This window comes from [Rhizobium] kunmingense (genome assembly GCF_977018605.1).
This window is the reverse complement of the sequence record NZ_CDRNXG010000001.1, coordinates 955493-970280: the sequence shown is the minus strand read 5'-3', so window position 1 is coordinate 970280 and position 14788 is coordinate 955493. Positions and strand designations below refer to the sequence as shown.

The following is a 14788-nucleotide window of genomic DNA, read 5'->3' as shown; positions in this document are numbered from 1 at the left end:
GAAACGCAAGCTTCCGTGCGAGAAGCCTGGCTTTTCCTGACGTCGCGGCCTGGAATTCTTTATCGCTCAATTAGATTTCCGACAACAAGTTATGATTAATGAAAACCTAGGGTGCACATCTAACAGGTCGTTAAATCCGCATGCCTAGAACTTGTCGTACAGTATGCCATCCGCTCCTCCGACGGTTGCGGCGATGCGCGGGGAGATCAGCGTGACACTTCAGAATCAAAACCATGAACTGGCCGACCGCCTGGATTTCGTCGGGCTCGGCGAGGCCGAGCGTCGACACCTGTCGAATGTCCAGCCTCTGGTCAGGCAGGCGATCGGTCCGGCGCTGGATGCCTTCTACAAGAAGGCGAAAGTACATCCGGATACCGCCAAATTCTTCGCAAGCGACGCGCATATCGATCATGCCAAGGGCCGGCAGGCCAGCCATTGGGACGTCATTTCTTCGGGCCGCTATGAGCGTGACTATGTCGACGCGGTTTCCACCATCGGCAAGACGCATGCGCGTCTGGGTCTTGAGCCGCGCTGGTACATCGGCGGTTATGCGCTCATTCTCGACGGCATCATCCGGGCGGTCATCGCACAGGAAATGAAGGGTTTCTTCCGGGAGAAGAAAGCTGCCATCCTCGCCGATCATCTTTCTGCGGTCGTCAAGGCGGCCATGGTCGATATGGATTTCGCCATTTCCGTCTATCTAGATGCGCTGAACGAGGAACGGCAAAAGGTCGAGGCCGCCCAGCGGGAGGCCAAGCACCAGCAGGATGGCGCGCTCGACGCATTGAGAGATGCCCTGAAAGGCCTGGCGGCGGGCGATCTGACCGCCGAAGTCTGGCAGGACCTTGCGCCGAATTTTGCCGGGCTGAAGGTCGACTACAATTCCTCCGTCTCCGCACTCGACAAGGCGATGGGCGAGATCAACCAATCGGTCGATCAGCTGCGCAATGAAGTCGAGGGGATTTCGGCTGCGTCGGATAATATAGCAAGGCGCACCGAACAGCAGGCGTCGGCGCTGGAGGAAACGGCTGCCGCGATCGAGCAGATCACCGCGCTGTCGCAGAAATCGGCGTCCAGAACGCGGGATGTCCAGACGATCGTCCGCGAATCTTCCGCCGAAACGCTGCGTTCCGGCCATGTGGTCAAGGAAGCGATCGCCGCCATGGACGATATCGAACAGTCATCGCGCAAGATGACCCAGATCATCGGCGCCATTGACGAGATCGCTTTCCAGACGAACCTGCTGGCGCTGAATGCGGGCGTCGAGGCAGCCCGCGCCGGCGAGCAGGGTAAGGGCTTTGCCGTCGTTGCACAGGAAGTACGCGAGCTGGCCCAGCGCTCCGCCGCTGCGGCAAAGGAAATCAAGGAACTGATCGAGCGCTCTTCGGCGGATGTCCAGCGCGGCGTCGATCTCGTCAATCGCACCGGCGATGCGCTGGTCGGCATCGGTGACCGGGTGCAGTCGATCGAGGGCCATGTCAACGCCATCGCCCAGTCGGCGCAGGAACAGGCATCGGGTGTCGACGAGATCAATGCCGCCGTGCGCACCATGGATCAGACCACCCAGCAGAATGCCGGTCTGATGGAGGAGACCAATGCCGCAGCCCAGAACCTTGTCGGCATCAGCGGTCGGCTTGCCTCCCTGGTTTCCCGGTTCAGGACGACCGGCACGCTGGTGGTTCGGGAGGAGCGCCAAAGGCTTCGCGCCTGAACAAATGTCTTCTCGCTTGAGTGACGGATGCGGCTTGAGCGCCGCCGCCGGTTCCATTCCGGCGCAAACCGCTCTACATGGCGTCCAACGGCCTGCGTGATGCGGCCGACAGCATGCCTCCCGAAAGTGGTCACCGGTTTCGGGATAAGGACATGCGTCAAAACAGTAAGCTAAAGCACGGCAAGCGAATCTGAAAGATCGCGACGTGCTTTAGCGAAAAGCCTAAGGATGCCGCCGTGAGCGATGAAACGAGACTGTTGCAGCTGGAAGAACTGGCGGCCCATCAGGCACGGGTGATCGACGAACTGTCAGACCAGATCACCCAGCAATGGAAGGTGGTTGAGCAGACCCGCTCCAAGCTTGATCGTCTGACGGAACGGTTCCTGTCGCTGGAAGAAACGACGCAGCCGGATACGCCCATCACCCGGCCGCCACATTACTGATTACGCGGTGTTTCCCTTGTGGCGCTTCAATGCCACGTATTCCCAGATCGCCACGGTCGCCAGGATCACGACTGTCAGCATCTGGATGATGTAATTCTCGACATGCGGTACGGCGAGGAACCCGCAGATGGCAATGGCGATGCCGGCACAATGCGACCACGGCAGCCGGCGGAGAGTGACCGCCTTCATCCACATCGTCCCGGCGAGAAAAAGGATCGGTCCCCCGAGCATTGCCATGGCGTGGTTGAACATGCCCTTCTCATGCGGGTGGGTCAGCGCGAAATCCTCACCGACGGCCGCAAGGATGATGCCGGCGACGATCGGCAGATGCCCGTAGGTGAAAAGGTGGTCGGCGGTGGTCTGCGGTTCGCCCGAAGCCTCCGCCGTGTCTGCTGCCTGTTCCTGCCCCTCATGGAAATAGATCCACCACATCAGCACGGTCGTCAGGAATGCCAGGACCATGACAACGAAGATGATGCCGCCGTCATCCGCGTGGCTTGAGGCTGTCTTGCCGGTGGTGATGATCGTTTCGCCGAGCGCGATGATGACGAAGAGCGCGCAGCGTTCCGCTAGGTGCTCGCCGTTCACGTCAAGCGTTTCCTGCGGCGATGCGCCGAGCCCGGGAAGCCAGTAGCGCAACAGCGGCGCCGTATATTCGATCGCCAGCGCCGCGATCCAGAAATAAGTGCGTGCTTCCGTATCTACCAGTGCTCCGGCAATCCATAAGATGCCTGACAAGGTCAGCCAGGCGGTGATGCGCAGGAAAGTCATGAACGAAGCGGCATCCACCCCCCTGAACGCATAGAGCGCGAACAGGCAGCGGCTGAGCTGCATGCCGACATAGGCGAGCGCGAAGACCAGTCCTGCTTCCTCGAATGCCTTGGGCAATGCGATCGCCAGAATGATGCCGAGGAACATCAGGCCGAAGAGCAGCAGCCTCACCGGCTCGATTTCGGCGTCGAGCAGGTTGGTCACCCAGGTCGTGTGGATCCAGACCCACCAGAGGGCGAAGATGAAGATCAGTGCGTCAAAGGCGATGCCGACCGAGAAGTCTGATGCAAGCGTCTGCGACAGCTGGATCAGGGCAAAGACGAAGACAAGGTCGAAGAACAGCTCCGGAAAGCTTGCCTTGGTCGATTCGTGGTCGTCCTTGCGCAGCCAGTGTCGTTTGTTCTGCGCCCCAGCCTCGTTCATGCCGTTTAGTCCCTTTTCCGCCCGCGGTTTGAGCACAGCATCTAGGGCGGCAATCAGCGGATGGAGGAGGGAGGTTGGAAATATTGGTCTTTTTCTGCGCTCCGTGTGCCGGGCCGCAAAACAAAAAAGGCCGGGCAAGCCCGACCTTTCCAATCCCGTTCACTGTGCCAGTACATCCGTGGTCACGTCAAACGGTCGAAGCATTCCGACGCGGCCGCCTGTCTGATCGTTCGATCGAAGCGGCTCTGTTGCCATCATCGTCTCGAAAACAGGTTAACATACCGTAAGCGGCAGGCGTCCTGTTTCGAAACGGCGCGATTTCTCGTCTTGGCCGTCTCGCTGCCTGCCTTGTTGGGCGGCGACAGACGAGACCCGTTCCGGAAATGCCGTTGGTCATCAAATGGGGGATCGGGTTGGGCTATTCAAGGCCCGAGACGACATCGTCCGCCGCAGAAGGGGCAGTCAATGCTGTCAGCAGGTTCGCGGCAGCCTTGGCCGCCGCGAACCGAAGTCGAATTAGGCAGCCTGAAGCTGGTCAGCAGCAACCTTGCCCGAACGACGATCCGTCGTCAGCTCGTAGGAGAGCTTCTGGCCGTCGTTGAGCTGGCCAAGGCCAGCGCGCTCGACTGCGGAGATGTGAACGAAAACGTCCGCACCGCCATCATCCGGCGAGATGAAGCCATAACCCTTGGTTGCGTTGAACCACTTTACCGTACCCGTCGCCATATCGATGCCTTTCTATGCAATGACCGACAGTCTCCTCCGGCAGGACCGGAAGAAACAGGTTTGAATTCGAACTTTGCAGAGTAGAACGTCGCAGGCTAGGCAGGAGCCAAGTGCTGGCCATCAAACAAATTTCGATGCAACGCACTTAGAGCTTGCCCTCTTTGCCGTCAAGATTGCACCTGAATACGGAGCGGTTGAGCCGGATGCAAAAACAAGAGGGGCCGAAATACAGAAAACCCGGCGCGGGAGGAGGTGCGCCGGGCTTCTGAAACTGACCAACAACCGGGAGGAGGAGGTGTTGCTGGTCCCATCGAGGACGCTGGGAGGAGGAGTGCGTCCGTCGATGATTTGAATATACAGGTGGCACGCCTAAAAAACAGACACGATTTCGCAGCGCAGTTATGCGTCCTGCGCATGTCTTCCGGCGACCTTGCCTAAAATCGTCGCATGCGCAATTGTGCCTGAATGAGCCTTACATCCGTCCAAGCCTTTTTCTCCGAACATGCCCCCGACATCGACGTCATCGTGACCGAAGCCAGCAGTGCCACGGTGGTCATGGCCGCTGCAGCGCATGGGGTCGAGCCCGATCAGATCGCGAAAAGCATATGCCTGCGCGCAGGCGATGAGACGATGATTGTCGTCATGGCCGGTACGGCGCGATTGGATAACCGAAAATTCCGGGCGCGCTTCGGCGCAAAGCCGCGCATGCTGGCGGGCGCAGACGTGGCCGAAATCACCGGCCACCCTGTTGGTGGCGTATGCCCTTTCGGGCTGGCAACTGCCTTGCCGGTCTATTGTGACATCTCGCTTCAGCGTTTCGAGGAAGTCGTTCCGGCAGCTGGCGCTATCAACGCCGCCGTAAGGATAGAGCCGTCGAGAATGGCGGATCTGACGAACGCGGTCTGGATCGATATCGCGCAGGACGCAGCAAAGGAAGACGCCGGCGAGGTGAATACCCCGCCGGCCTGAACTTATCCGGCAGGTTTTCTCAGAAACGATCGCCGAGATAGCGCTGATACCACGCCTGCTTGCTCTCCGCGGTCGCGGTTGCAACGGCATAGCCGATCGCAAAGCCGACAGCGCCGATCAGCGTGAAAAGTGTGGTTGTCGCAGCCGGATGTTCCTTGATGGTGGTTGCCACCGTATTGGCCTCAGACGACACGTAATGTGCCGCGTTGCTGGCGCGATCGGATACACGACCATAAACTTCGCCTGTCTTTTCCGACAGAAGCGAACTCAACCGCGAAATTTCGGAACGCAGGCCCTGGATTTCGGCCGAAACATCGACGATTTCACTGGGCTGATGGTCGAAAGACGGTGTCTTGTTGCTCGGTGTAAAGCTCTTGACTGTATCTGCCATGCCGGCCTCCATGGGTTCGCTTTGGGAAAGTTTGTTTGCAAGACCGGTCAACTTTCCAAGCTGCGGATATGTTCCGCACTCCTGCGAATTTAGGGAAAAACCCTTTGTCCCACATCAGCGCGCCTGAACAAGCGCCTCCGCAAGCGATTCCAGCTTGTCCTTGTCGCTTGAGCCCTTCTGAAGAGAATTCACCAGGATAAGCGCGAGCGCCTCCGCATCCGGGCTCGCCTTGTCGATTTCATGCTCTTCGCAAGTGCTGTCGAACACCTCTTGGAGGAGTGTTAGCTGTTCCGGATTGACCGGCTGGCGAACCAATTGTGCAGGCATGATAACCTCCCAGGCCTGGAGCCCGGCGAGCAGACGAAAGCTGTCTCTCGGATACGGGCAGATCGAGGAACACGAGACCCGCAGATTGCTCGGCGTGAATGTGCGTTGCTTTAAAATCCTTACCCGGCGAGCAATCTGTAGCCGGATTAGCGGATTGGCAACAACTAGTTAGAGCGGGTGTAATTTCGGGGTTAAAAGTGCGTGCCGCCACCTTATGGCGCGCATGTGCGCGCACAATAAAAGGGCGCCAACCTCTCGGCAGCGCCCTTGCTTATCTCGCTTTAGTCAGCCTCACGCTATTCCCGCCGGGTCTCCTATCGGCAACAAGGCAGGGTCGAGCGTTGGGTCCTGTGGGTTCTTGCTGTCACCCTTGTCCTGCGCCGGCGTCAGTGGCGGCTTTTCCTGCACCCGGTCCGGAACACCATCGGAAGATGTCGGGCCGCGCGGCGTATCCGGGTCGGGCGACGAAATGGGATCTCTGTTCGGCATCCTTGCCTCCTCTTCAGGTTCTTATAACCAACGACGAGGCCGGTGCTTGGTTCCCGAAATCCCGAGGACTGTAAGGCGGCTTATACAGAGCGAAACCTGTGAAAGGCCAAAAACGCCAGGTCCGCGCCGGACGCTTCATCCGACGCGGGATACTCATTTACTGGGTAGCCTTCGGGCTGTCGGCCGCCGGTTCGGTCGGCGTGTCCGCCTGCTGCATGTCCGTCTGCTGGGCAGGCGGCGGCGTGATGCTGGCGGTAGTGAACTCGCGGTCCACCGTTTTCGAGGCCGTGACCTGGTGACCTGCGCATTCCGCGAGAGCTGCGGAAGATGTCAGGCCGAGCACGGCAGCGACGACGAGAAATGATTTCATGCCATTCTCCTTTTCGCTAGTTGCACCGCGGACGATAGCAACGCTTCGCTATGCGCCCAAATCACAAAACTGCGTGCACCCTTGCCGGCTGCCGCCTACATCAGTTTCTGCAGAATATCGCGGGTAACGAAAATATCGGTTTTGCCCGCCTCATGCGCCGGGTGACTGAATTCGAAACTTGTCCGTTCCGACATTTCCAGCGCCTGCTTGAGATTGACGAGGCCAACCGGCACATACCGATCACCGCTTCTGATGACGGCTTCGACGATCTTGTTCATGGCTTTCTCCCCAAACTAAAAACGGCGGATCATCGCCATTCCTCATTCACGATTCATCCGCCTGGTAATTTTAGTATTGACTTATATTATCAAAAAACGAATCACCTGAGAAGCGCCGGTTTAAAGCCGAATATGACGCTGAACGACGCAGTTCCATCCAGATCGAGCGGTTTGCTTTACCGGTCGTTTCCCCTTTACCCCTCCTTAAATCGCCGCATTTACAGTGGATGCGGTGACGAAATGAATGACGATGCCCGCATCCGGGCTCGCAGACGGGGGACCGCCGGCCCATATGGCAGCCAAAGGCCGATCAGACAGACGTGTGGAACCTTCCTTCGACGATGCGCAGGAAGACGACGACTTTCGCCTTGAGGCAGAGGATCGCATCATCGGTCATCGCAAGGCGTCGAAGCGCGCCAAGTCGCAACCGGATCTCGGTTCAAGGCAGCCTTCGAAGAAGTCGGGTTCGAAGCCGTCCGGTCGAAAATCGCGGCAGGCACCGTCCGGCGGCGGCGGCCTTTTTGCGCCGTTGCGCTCGCTCGTCTACTGGCTCGTGGTCCTCGGCATCTGGGGTGCGATCGGCATAGGCGGTCTTGTGCTCTATTACGGCGCGCAGATGCCTGCGGCCAGCACCTGGGCCATTCCCGATCGTCCGCCGAACATGAAGATCACTGCGACCGACGGTACCGTCATTGCCAATCGCGGCACGACCGGCGGCGAGGCCCTGGCGCTGGAGCAGATGTCGCCCTATCTGCCACAGGCGGTCATCTCGATCGAGGACCGGCGCTTCTACTCGCATTTCGGCATTGACCCGTTCGGCCTTGCCCGCGCGTTCGTCAACAATCTGACCGGCCAGCCGATCCAGGGCGGCTCGACGATCACCCAGCAGCTTGCCAAGAACCTGTTCCTGTCGCCGGATCGAACCTTCGAGCGCAAGATCCAGGAAGTGCTTCTGTCCTTCTGGCTGGAGCACAAGTTCGACAAGGACCAGATCCTTGCAATGTATCTCAACCGCGTCTTCTTCGGATCCGGTGCCTACGGTGTGGAGGCCGCCTCACGACGCTATTTCAATAAGTCGGCGCAGGATGTCAGCCTCGGTGAGGCCGCGACGCTTGCCGGTCTGTTGAAGGCGCCATCCCGTCTGTCGCCTGCCCGAGATCCGCAGGCTGCGGAAGAGCGCGCCCAGGTCGTGCTCGGCACCATGCGGCAGGAAGGCTATATCACCGACAGCGACTACAAGACGGCGATGGCGCAGCCGCCGGCCAAGGCCAAGAGTTACTGGTCCGGCCCGCAGCACTATGCCGCCGATATGGTCGTCGACGAGGTGAAATCGCTGATCGGCGAGCCCAAGGTCGATGTGACGGTCGAAACCACGATCGACCTGAAACTTGAGGAAGCGGCGGACAAGTCGCTGAACGACATCCTGGCAAAGGATGGCGGCAAGATGAATGCGTCGCAGGCAGCCCTTGTCTCCGTCGATGCCACCGGCGCCATCCGCGCCGTGGTCGGCGGCAGGGATTATGCCGAGAGCCAGTTCAACCGCGCCGCCAAGGCCAAGCGCCAGCCCGGCTCCGCCTTCAAGCCCTTCGTCTATGCCTCGGCGCTGGAGGCAGGCTACACGCCCGATACGATCGTCAACGATGCGCCGGTCAGGATCGGCAACTGGACGCCGGAAAACTACGAGAAGGAATACAAGGGTGAGGTGCCGCTATCCTATGCGATGGCGCATTCGCTCAATACAGTGGCAGCCCAGCTGGTCATGCAGCTCAGCCCGGAAAAAGTCATCTCGACCGCGCATCGGCTCGGCGTCGATTCCGATATCCAGCCGAACGCCTCGATCGCGCTCGGCACATCGGAAGTCTCGCTCGTCGAGCTGACGTCGTCCTACGCAGCGTTCATGAACGGCGGCTACAAGGCGACGCCGCATATCGTCAAACGGATCACCGATCCCGACGGCAAGGTTCTCTATGAGGCCGATTACAGCAATCCGCCGCGTGTCCTCAGCGAGCCGGTTGCCGCTGCCATGAACAGCATGATGGCCGGCGTCGTGCAGGAAGGCACCGGCCGCGCCGCGCGTCTCGATGGCTGGCAGACGGCCGGCAAGTCCGGCACGACCCAGTCGTTCCGCGATGCGCTTTTCGTCGGCTATACCAGCATTCTGACCACCGGCGTCTGGTTCGGCAACGACGACGGTGCCTTCATGAAGCGTGTGACCGGTGGCGGCTTGCCCGCCCGAGCCTGGAAAGAATACATGACGACGGCGATGAGCGGCTACACGCCGACGCCGCTGTTCGGCTTTAACAGTGGCTTCCAGCTGCCACCGGTCGAGCAGCCGCAGTCGCCTTCGACCTCCATCGGCGACATCATTTCCGGCATTCTGCCCGGTACAGGCGAGCGTGAGCAGCCCGGATACCAGGACGAGAATGCCTTTCCGCCGGCGCCAGGCGCGCCGATCCAGGATCGGCCCTTGCAGAATGCGCCGGCCGAAGCCGCTATCGAGCCGCAGCGTCAGCGGCCGCCTCAGCCTCAGCAGCGCCGCGACTATGGCCAGCCTGTGCCGCCCGGCGCGATCCCGTGCCCCTATGGCGATAACGCGGTCTGCAATGGCGGGAATGGCGGCATGGTCCGCAACGACGCCCGGCCTCAACGTGATTACCGAAATGGTGGCGATTACCGCGCCGAACAGGCCGAGGGATATCGTGATTACCGGCAATATCGCGGGCCATATGATGCCGGCGGACCTGTGCCACCGGGCAATGTCGGTGGGGGTATGGTGCCGCCCGCGGATGTCGGTCAGGTCTACCAGCCGGAGCAAACCCGTCGTACGACGCTTCTCGATGTCATCATGGGCCAGTAACGCCACCGAATGCGCCGGGCGGAAAAGCTATTTTTTGCCGAAACAGGCGTGATTTCCTGCCTTGCAGTCCTAAAAACCCGTCCTTATATACGCCGCATGACAGCAGCGATTGCTGCACGTAATTCAAGACCATCCCAGTCGAGGAACTGTCAGTGGAATGCCTCTCGGGGTCCCGACGGTTCGCTTAAAGGAGAGAGAAAATATGGCTAAAGTAATTGGCATCGACCTTGGCACCACCAACTCCTGCGTCGCCATCATGGACGGCAAGGACGCGAAGGTGATCGAAAATGCCGAAGGCGCCCGCACGACGCCTTCCATGGTCGCATTCACCGAAGATGGCGAGCGTCTCGTCGGCCAGCCGGCCAAGCGTCAGGCTGTCACCAACCCGACCAACACCCTCTTCGCCGTCAAGCGCCTGATCGGTCGCCGCTACGAAGACCCGACGGTCGAAAAGGACAAGGGTCTCGTCCCGTTCGACATCGTCAATGGCGACAACGGTGACGCGTGGGTCAAGGCTCACGACAAGAATTATTCCCCGGCACAGATCTCCGCGATGATCCTTCAGAAGATGAAGGAAACCGCTGAATCCTACCTCGGCGAGAAGGTCGAGAAGGCCGTCATCACCGTTCCGGCCTACTTCAACGACGCGCAGCGCCAGGCAACCAAGGATGCCGGCCGCATCGCAGGTCTCGAAGTTCTCCGCATCATCAACGAGCCGACGGCCGCTGCCCTTGCCTACGGCATGGACAAGAAGGACGGCAAGACGATCGCCGTCTACGACTTGGGCGGTGGTACGTTCGATATCTCGGTTCTGGAAATCGGCGACGGCGTCTTCGAAGTGAAGTCGACCAACGGCGACACCTTCCTCGGCGGTGAAGACTTCGACATGCGTCTCGTCGAGTATCTCGCAGCCGAGTTCAAGAAGGACCAGGGCATCGACCTGAAGACCGACAAGCTCGCCCTGCAGCGTCTCAAGGAAGCTGCGGAAAAGGCGAAGATCGAGCTGTCGTCCTCGCAGCAGACCGAAATCAACCTGCCGTTCATCACGGCCGACGCATCGGGTCCGAAGCACCTGACGCTGAAGCTGACCCGCGCCAAGTTCGAAAGCCTGGTCGACGATCTCGTCCAGCGCACGATCGCACCGTGCAAGGCAGCCCTCAAGGATGCCGGTGTCACGGCTGCCGAGATCGACGAAGTCGTTCTGGTTGGCGGCATGAGCCGCATGCCGAAGGTACAGGAAGTCGTCAAGCAGCTGTTCGGCAAGGAGCCGCACAAGGGCGTCAACCCGGATGAAGTCGTCGCTCTCGGCGCGGCCATCCAGGGCGGCGTTCTGCAGGGCGACGTCAAGGACGTTCTGCTGCTCGACGTGACCCCGCTGTCGCTCGGCATCGAAACGCTCGGCGGCGTCTTCACCCGCCTGATCGACCGCAACACGACGATCCCGACCAAGAAGTCGCAGACTTTCTCGACCGCCGACGACAACCAGTCGGCAGTTACGATCCGCGTCTCCCAGGGCGAGCGTGAAATGGCGGCAGACAACAAGCTGCTCGGCCAGTTCGACCTCGTCGGCCTGCCGCCGGCACCGCGCGGCATGCCGCAGATCGAAGTCACGTTCGACATCGACGCCAACGGCATCGTCCAGGTTTCGGCCAAGGACAAGGGCACCGGCAAGGAACAGCAGATCCGCATCCAGGCGTCCGGTGGTCTCTCCGACGCCGACATCGAGAAGATGGTCAAGGACGCCGAAGCCAATGCCGAAGCCGACAAGAAGCGTCGTGCCGGCGTTGAAGCCAAGAACCAGGCCGAAAGCCTGATTCACTCCAGCGAGAAGTCTCTCCAGGAGTATGGCGACAAGGTCACCGAGACCGACCGCAAGGCGATCGAGGATGCGATTGCAGCCCTGAAGACCTCTGTCGAAGCGTCCGAGCCGGATGCAGACGACATCCAGGCCAAGACCCAGACCCTCATGGAAGTGTCCATGAAGCTCGGTCAGGCCATCTACGAGGCCCAGCAGGCCGAAGGTGCTTCCGAAGAAGGCGGCAAGAATGACGATGGTATCGTCGATGCCGACTACGAGGAAATCAAGGACGACAAGAAGTCGGCCTAATCGGGCTCCGTTGACGGAAGCCTCAATATAGTCGACTAAGAAATCCGGCTGCCATGTGCAGCCGGACTACTTTCCGGAGCCGGATACCTGAATGGCCAAAGCAGATTTTTATGAAACCCTTGGTGTCGCCAAAACGGCTGACGAGAAGGAGCTGAAAAGCGCCTTCCGCAAGATGGCTATGAAATATCATCCGGACAAGAATCCCGGAGATGCGGAAGCCGAGAAGAAGTTCAAGGAACTCAACGAAGCCTATGAGACGCTCAAGGACCCGCAGAAGCGGGCGGCCTATGACCGTTTCGGCCATGCTGCCTTCGAGCAGGGCGGCATGGGCGGTGGTGGCGGCTTCGGCGGCGCACAGGGCGGTTTCTCGGACATTTTCGAAGACATTTTCGGCGAGATGATGGGCGGTGGACGCGCCAGACGTTCCGCCGGCGGTCGCGAACGCGGCGCCGATCTCCGCTACAATATGGAAATCACGCTGGAAGAGGCTTATGCCGGCAAGACCGCGCAGATCCGGGTGCCGACCTCGATCACCTGCGACGTCTGCACCGGCTCGGGCGCCAAGCCGGGTACGCAGCCGAAAACCTGCGGCACCTGCCAGGGTTCCGGGCGCGTCCGCGCCTCCCAGGGCTTCTTCTCCGTCGAGCGCACCTGCCCGACCTGTCACGGTCGCGGCCAGACGATCACCGATCCCTGCACCAAGTGTCACGGCCAGGGCCGTGTGACCGAGGAGCGTTCGCTTTCGGTCAACATCCCGGCCGGTATCGAAGATGGAACCCGCATCCGCCTTCAGGGTGAAGGCGAGGCTGGCGCTCGTGGCGGTCCGTCCGGCGACCTCTACATATTCCTGTCGGTCAAGCCGCATGAATTCTTCCAGCGCGACGGCGCGGACCTTTATTGCGCCGTGCCGATCTCGATGACGACGGCAGCACTCGGCGGCACGTTCGATGTCGCCACGCTGGACGGTTCGAAGTCGCGCGTCTCGGTGCCGGAAGGCACCCAGGCCGGCAAGCAGTTCCGCCTCAAGGGCAAGGGCATGCCGGTCCTGCGGTCGTCGCAGACGGGTGACCTCTATATCCAGATCGGCATCGAAACCCCGCAGAAGCTGACCAAGCGCCAGCGCGAACTGCTGCAGGAATTCGAGGAGATCTCGTCGAAGGAGAACAACCCGGAATCGACCGGCTTCTTCGCCCGGATGAAGGAATTCTTCGACAGCTGATCGAAGATGATCCTCGAATTGAAAACGCCGGCTGAAGAGCCGGCGTTTTGCGTTTGTGGTAAAAGTTGCAGGGCTTCGTTCCGGTCGTCATGCTCGGGCTCGTCCCAAGCGTCTACTGTCGTTCAACCCAGCCTCAACATGAATGGATCCTCGGGACAAGCCCGAGGATGACGTCGAGAAAAATTACTTCTGCGCCAGCGCCGTCATGATCCGCGCCCAGGAGCGGATGCCCTTGTGGTAGGATTTCAGGTCGTATTTTTCGTTCGGCGAATGGATGCGGTCGTCGACGAGGCCGAAGCCGATCAAGAGCGAGTCCATGCCGAGCATCTTCTGGAAATCGCCGACGATCGGGATCGAGCCGCCCATGCCGATGATCACGGCCGGGTTCTTCCATTCGTCCGAAAGCGCACCCTTCGCCTTGGTCAGCGCGGCTGAATCGTAGGAAAGCTGGATGGCCGGCGAAGCGCCGTGTTCATGAAACTCGACGGTGCAATCGCCGGGGATCTTCGAGCGCACATAGGTGCGGAACGCCTCGCGGATCTTCGCCGGGTCCTGCTGCCCGACAAGGCGGAACGAGACCTTCGCCGAAGCCTGCGCGGCAATCACGGTTTTAAAGCCTTCGCCCGTATAGCCGCCGGTGATGCCGTTGATCTCGGCCGTCGGGCGTGCCCAGGTCAGTTCCAGAACCGAACGACCCTTTTCGCCGGACGGGATCGAAAGTCCGACGCCGCCAAGGAAGCTTTCCGAGTTGCGGCCGAGCGCTTCCCAGCCCTCCTTGATATTGGTCGGGGTTTCCTCGACACCGTCATAGAAGCCTTCGAGCGTCACCCGGCCTGTATCGTCATGCAGGCCGGCAAGGATGTCGGTCAGGATGTGGATCGGGTTGGCGGCTGCTCCGCCGAACAGACCCGAATGCAGGTCGCGGTCGGCGGCCTTGATTACGATTTCCTCACCCACGAGGCCCCGAAGGGCCGCCGCGATCGCCGGCGTATCGCCATCCCACATGCCGGTATCGCAGACGAGGGCGTATTCCGCCTTCAGCTCTTCGGCATTGGCGGCGAGGAACGGCTTGAGCGACGGCGAACCGGATTCTTCTTCGCCCTCGAACAGGATCGTCACGCGGATCGGCAGCGAACCGTGGATCTCCTTGTAGGCGCGGCAGGCCTCGACGAAGGTCATCAGCTGGCCCTTGTCATCGGCGGTACCGCGTCCGGTCAGCACCTTACGGCCCGGCGCAAGCTCCTTGATCTTCGGGTCGAAAGGGCTGTCTTCCCACAGTTCGATCGGGTCGATCGGCTGTACGTCGTAATGGCCGTAGAAAAGCACATGCGGCGCATCGGTGGTGGCGCCGTCGTGATGGGCGACGACCATCGGATGACCGGGCGTGGCGCGTATCGATGCCTCGAAACCGATACCCTTGAGTTCATCGACCAACCATTCGGCCGCCTTGCGGCATTCGCCCTTGTAGGCAGGGTCTGTCGAGATCGACTGGATGCGGACGAGAGAGAACAGACGCTCGATACTGGCTTCGAGGTTCTGGTCGGCGCGGTCGAGAACTGTGGAAATATCGGTCATGGAAACACCCTGTCTTTGAGCGGGCTACCACGAACGGGCAACCGGCTTGTCACGCTGAGTGTTAGCAAGCAAGCGCGCCGCGGCACAATCAAAAATCGGGGCCGCCTTTGAGGAGAAAGGTCGCTGAATACA

14 protein-coding genes are annotated in these 14788 nt (G+C 60.3%); 6 read left to right on the top strand and 8 right to left on the bottom strand.

What is annotated here, in order from left to right; translation table 11 throughout:
- The first annotated feature begins 193 nt into the window (after positions 1 to 193).
- Both AC0JZ4_RS04905 and AC0JZ4_RS04900 read left to right on the top strand, forming a co-directional pair.
- On the top strand, positions 194 to 1711 hold the full coding sequence (locus AC0JZ4_RS04905) for a globin-coupled sensor protein (protein ID WP_471885310.1): 1518 nt from the start codon (positions 194 to 196) through the stop codon (positions 1709 to 1711).
- Between the two features lie 236 nt (positions 1712 to 1947).
- On the top strand, positions 1948 to 2154 hold the full coding sequence (locus AC0JZ4_RS04900) for a SlyX family protein (RefSeq protein WP_471885309.1): 207 nt from the start codon (positions 1948 to 1950) through the stop codon (positions 2152 to 2154).
- Here AC0JZ4_RS04900 and AC0JZ4_RS04895 read toward each other — a convergent pair whose 3' ends face one another.
- Together AC0JZ4_RS04895 and AC0JZ4_RS04890 are read right to left on the bottom strand one after the other, a co-directional pair.
- A complete protein-coding gene (locus AC0JZ4_RS04895) occupies positions 2155 to 3348 on the bottom strand; it encodes a low temperature requirement protein A (protein WP_471885308.1) in 1194 nt (397 codons plus the stop codon).
- A gap of 516 nt (positions 3349 to 3864) precedes the next feature.
- The gene (locus tag AC0JZ4_RS04890) at positions 3865 to 4074 is read right to left on the bottom strand and encodes a cold-shock protein (protein WP_471885307.1); all 210 of its coding nucleotides are present in this window, start codon (positions 4072 to 4074) and stop codon (positions 3865 to 3867) included.
- Positions 4075 to 4539: 465 nt separating this feature from the next.
- On the opposite strand from AC0JZ4_RS04890, the gene AC0JZ4_RS04885 reads away from it, so the two are divergent.
- Complete coding sequence (locus tag AC0JZ4_RS04885) at positions 4540 to 5043, top strand: YbaK/EbsC family protein (RefSeq protein ID WP_471885306.1); 504 nt, start codon at positions 4540 to 4542, stop codon at positions 5041 to 5043.
- Between the two features lie 19 nt (positions 5044 to 5062).
- Here the strand turns inward: AC0JZ4_RS04885 and AC0JZ4_RS04880 are convergent, their stop codons facing one another.
- The 5 genes from AC0JZ4_RS04880 to AC0JZ4_RS04860 form a co-directional block, all read right to left on the bottom strand.
- Positions 5063 to 5434 carry a hypothetical protein gene (locus AC0JZ4_RS04880; protein ID WP_471885305.1) on the bottom strand — a complete coding sequence of 124 codons (372 nt, stop codon included), beginning with the start codon at positions 5432 to 5434 and terminating at the stop codon, positions 5063 to 5065.
- Positions 5435 to 5548: 114 nt separating this feature from the next.
- Entirely contained in the window at positions 5549 to 5761 is a 213-nt protein-coding gene (locus tag AC0JZ4_RS04875; RefSeq protein WP_471885304.1) for a hypothetical protein, read from the bottom strand.
- 291 nt (positions 5762 to 6052) lie between these two features.
- Positions 6053 to 6250, bottom strand: coding sequence for a hypothetical protein (locus AC0JZ4_RS04870; protein ID WP_471885303.1), 198 nt, complete (start codon positions 6248 to 6250; stop codon positions 6053 to 6055).
- Between the two features lie 157 nt (positions 6251 to 6407).
- Positions 6408 to 6620 (bottom strand): hypothetical protein, encoded by a 213-nt coding sequence (locus tag AC0JZ4_RS04865; RefSeq protein WP_471885302.1) that lies wholly within the window; start codon positions 6618 to 6620, stop codon positions 6408 to 6410.
- A 95-nt stretch (positions 6621 to 6715) separates the two neighbouring features.
- Positions 6716 to 6898 (bottom strand): hypothetical protein, encoded by a 183-nt coding sequence (locus tag AC0JZ4_RS04860; RefSeq protein ID WP_471885301.1) that lies wholly within the window; start codon positions 6896 to 6898, stop codon positions 6716 to 6718.
- A gap of 292 nt (positions 6899 to 7190) precedes the next feature.
- Here AC0JZ4_RS04860 and AC0JZ4_RS04855 point away from each other — a divergent pair, with 292 nt between their 5' ends.
- The 3 genes from AC0JZ4_RS04855 to dnaJ all read left to right on the top strand — a co-directional run bounded on the left by AC0JZ4_RS04855 (position 7191) and on the right by dnaJ (position 13081).
- On the top strand, positions 7191 to 9755 hold the full coding sequence (locus tag AC0JZ4_RS04855) for a transglycosylase domain-containing protein (RefSeq protein ID WP_471887794.1): 2565 nt from the start codon (positions 7191 to 7193) through the stop codon (positions 9753 to 9755).
- Between the two features lie 202 nt (positions 9756 to 9957).
- Complete coding sequence (gene dnaK, locus AC0JZ4_RS04850) at positions 9958 to 11862, top strand: molecular chaperone DnaK (RefSeq protein WP_471885300.1); 1905 nt, start codon at positions 9958 to 9960, stop codon at positions 11860 to 11862.
- 91 nt (positions 11863 to 11953) lie between these two features.
- Entirely contained in the window at positions 11954 to 13081 is a 1128-nt protein-coding gene (dnaJ, locus tag AC0JZ4_RS04845; RefSeq protein WP_471885299.1) for a molecular chaperone DnaJ, read from the top strand.
- 183 nt (positions 13082 to 13264) lie between these two features.
- Here dnaJ and AC0JZ4_RS04840 read toward each other — a convergent pair whose 3' ends face one another.
- On the bottom strand, positions 13265 to 14656 hold the full coding sequence (locus tag AC0JZ4_RS04840) for a M20/M25/M40 family metallo-hydrolase (protein ID WP_471885298.1): 1392 nt from the start codon (positions 14654 to 14656) through the stop codon (positions 13265 to 13267).
- Between the last annotated feature and the right edge of the window lie 132 nt (positions 14657 to 14788).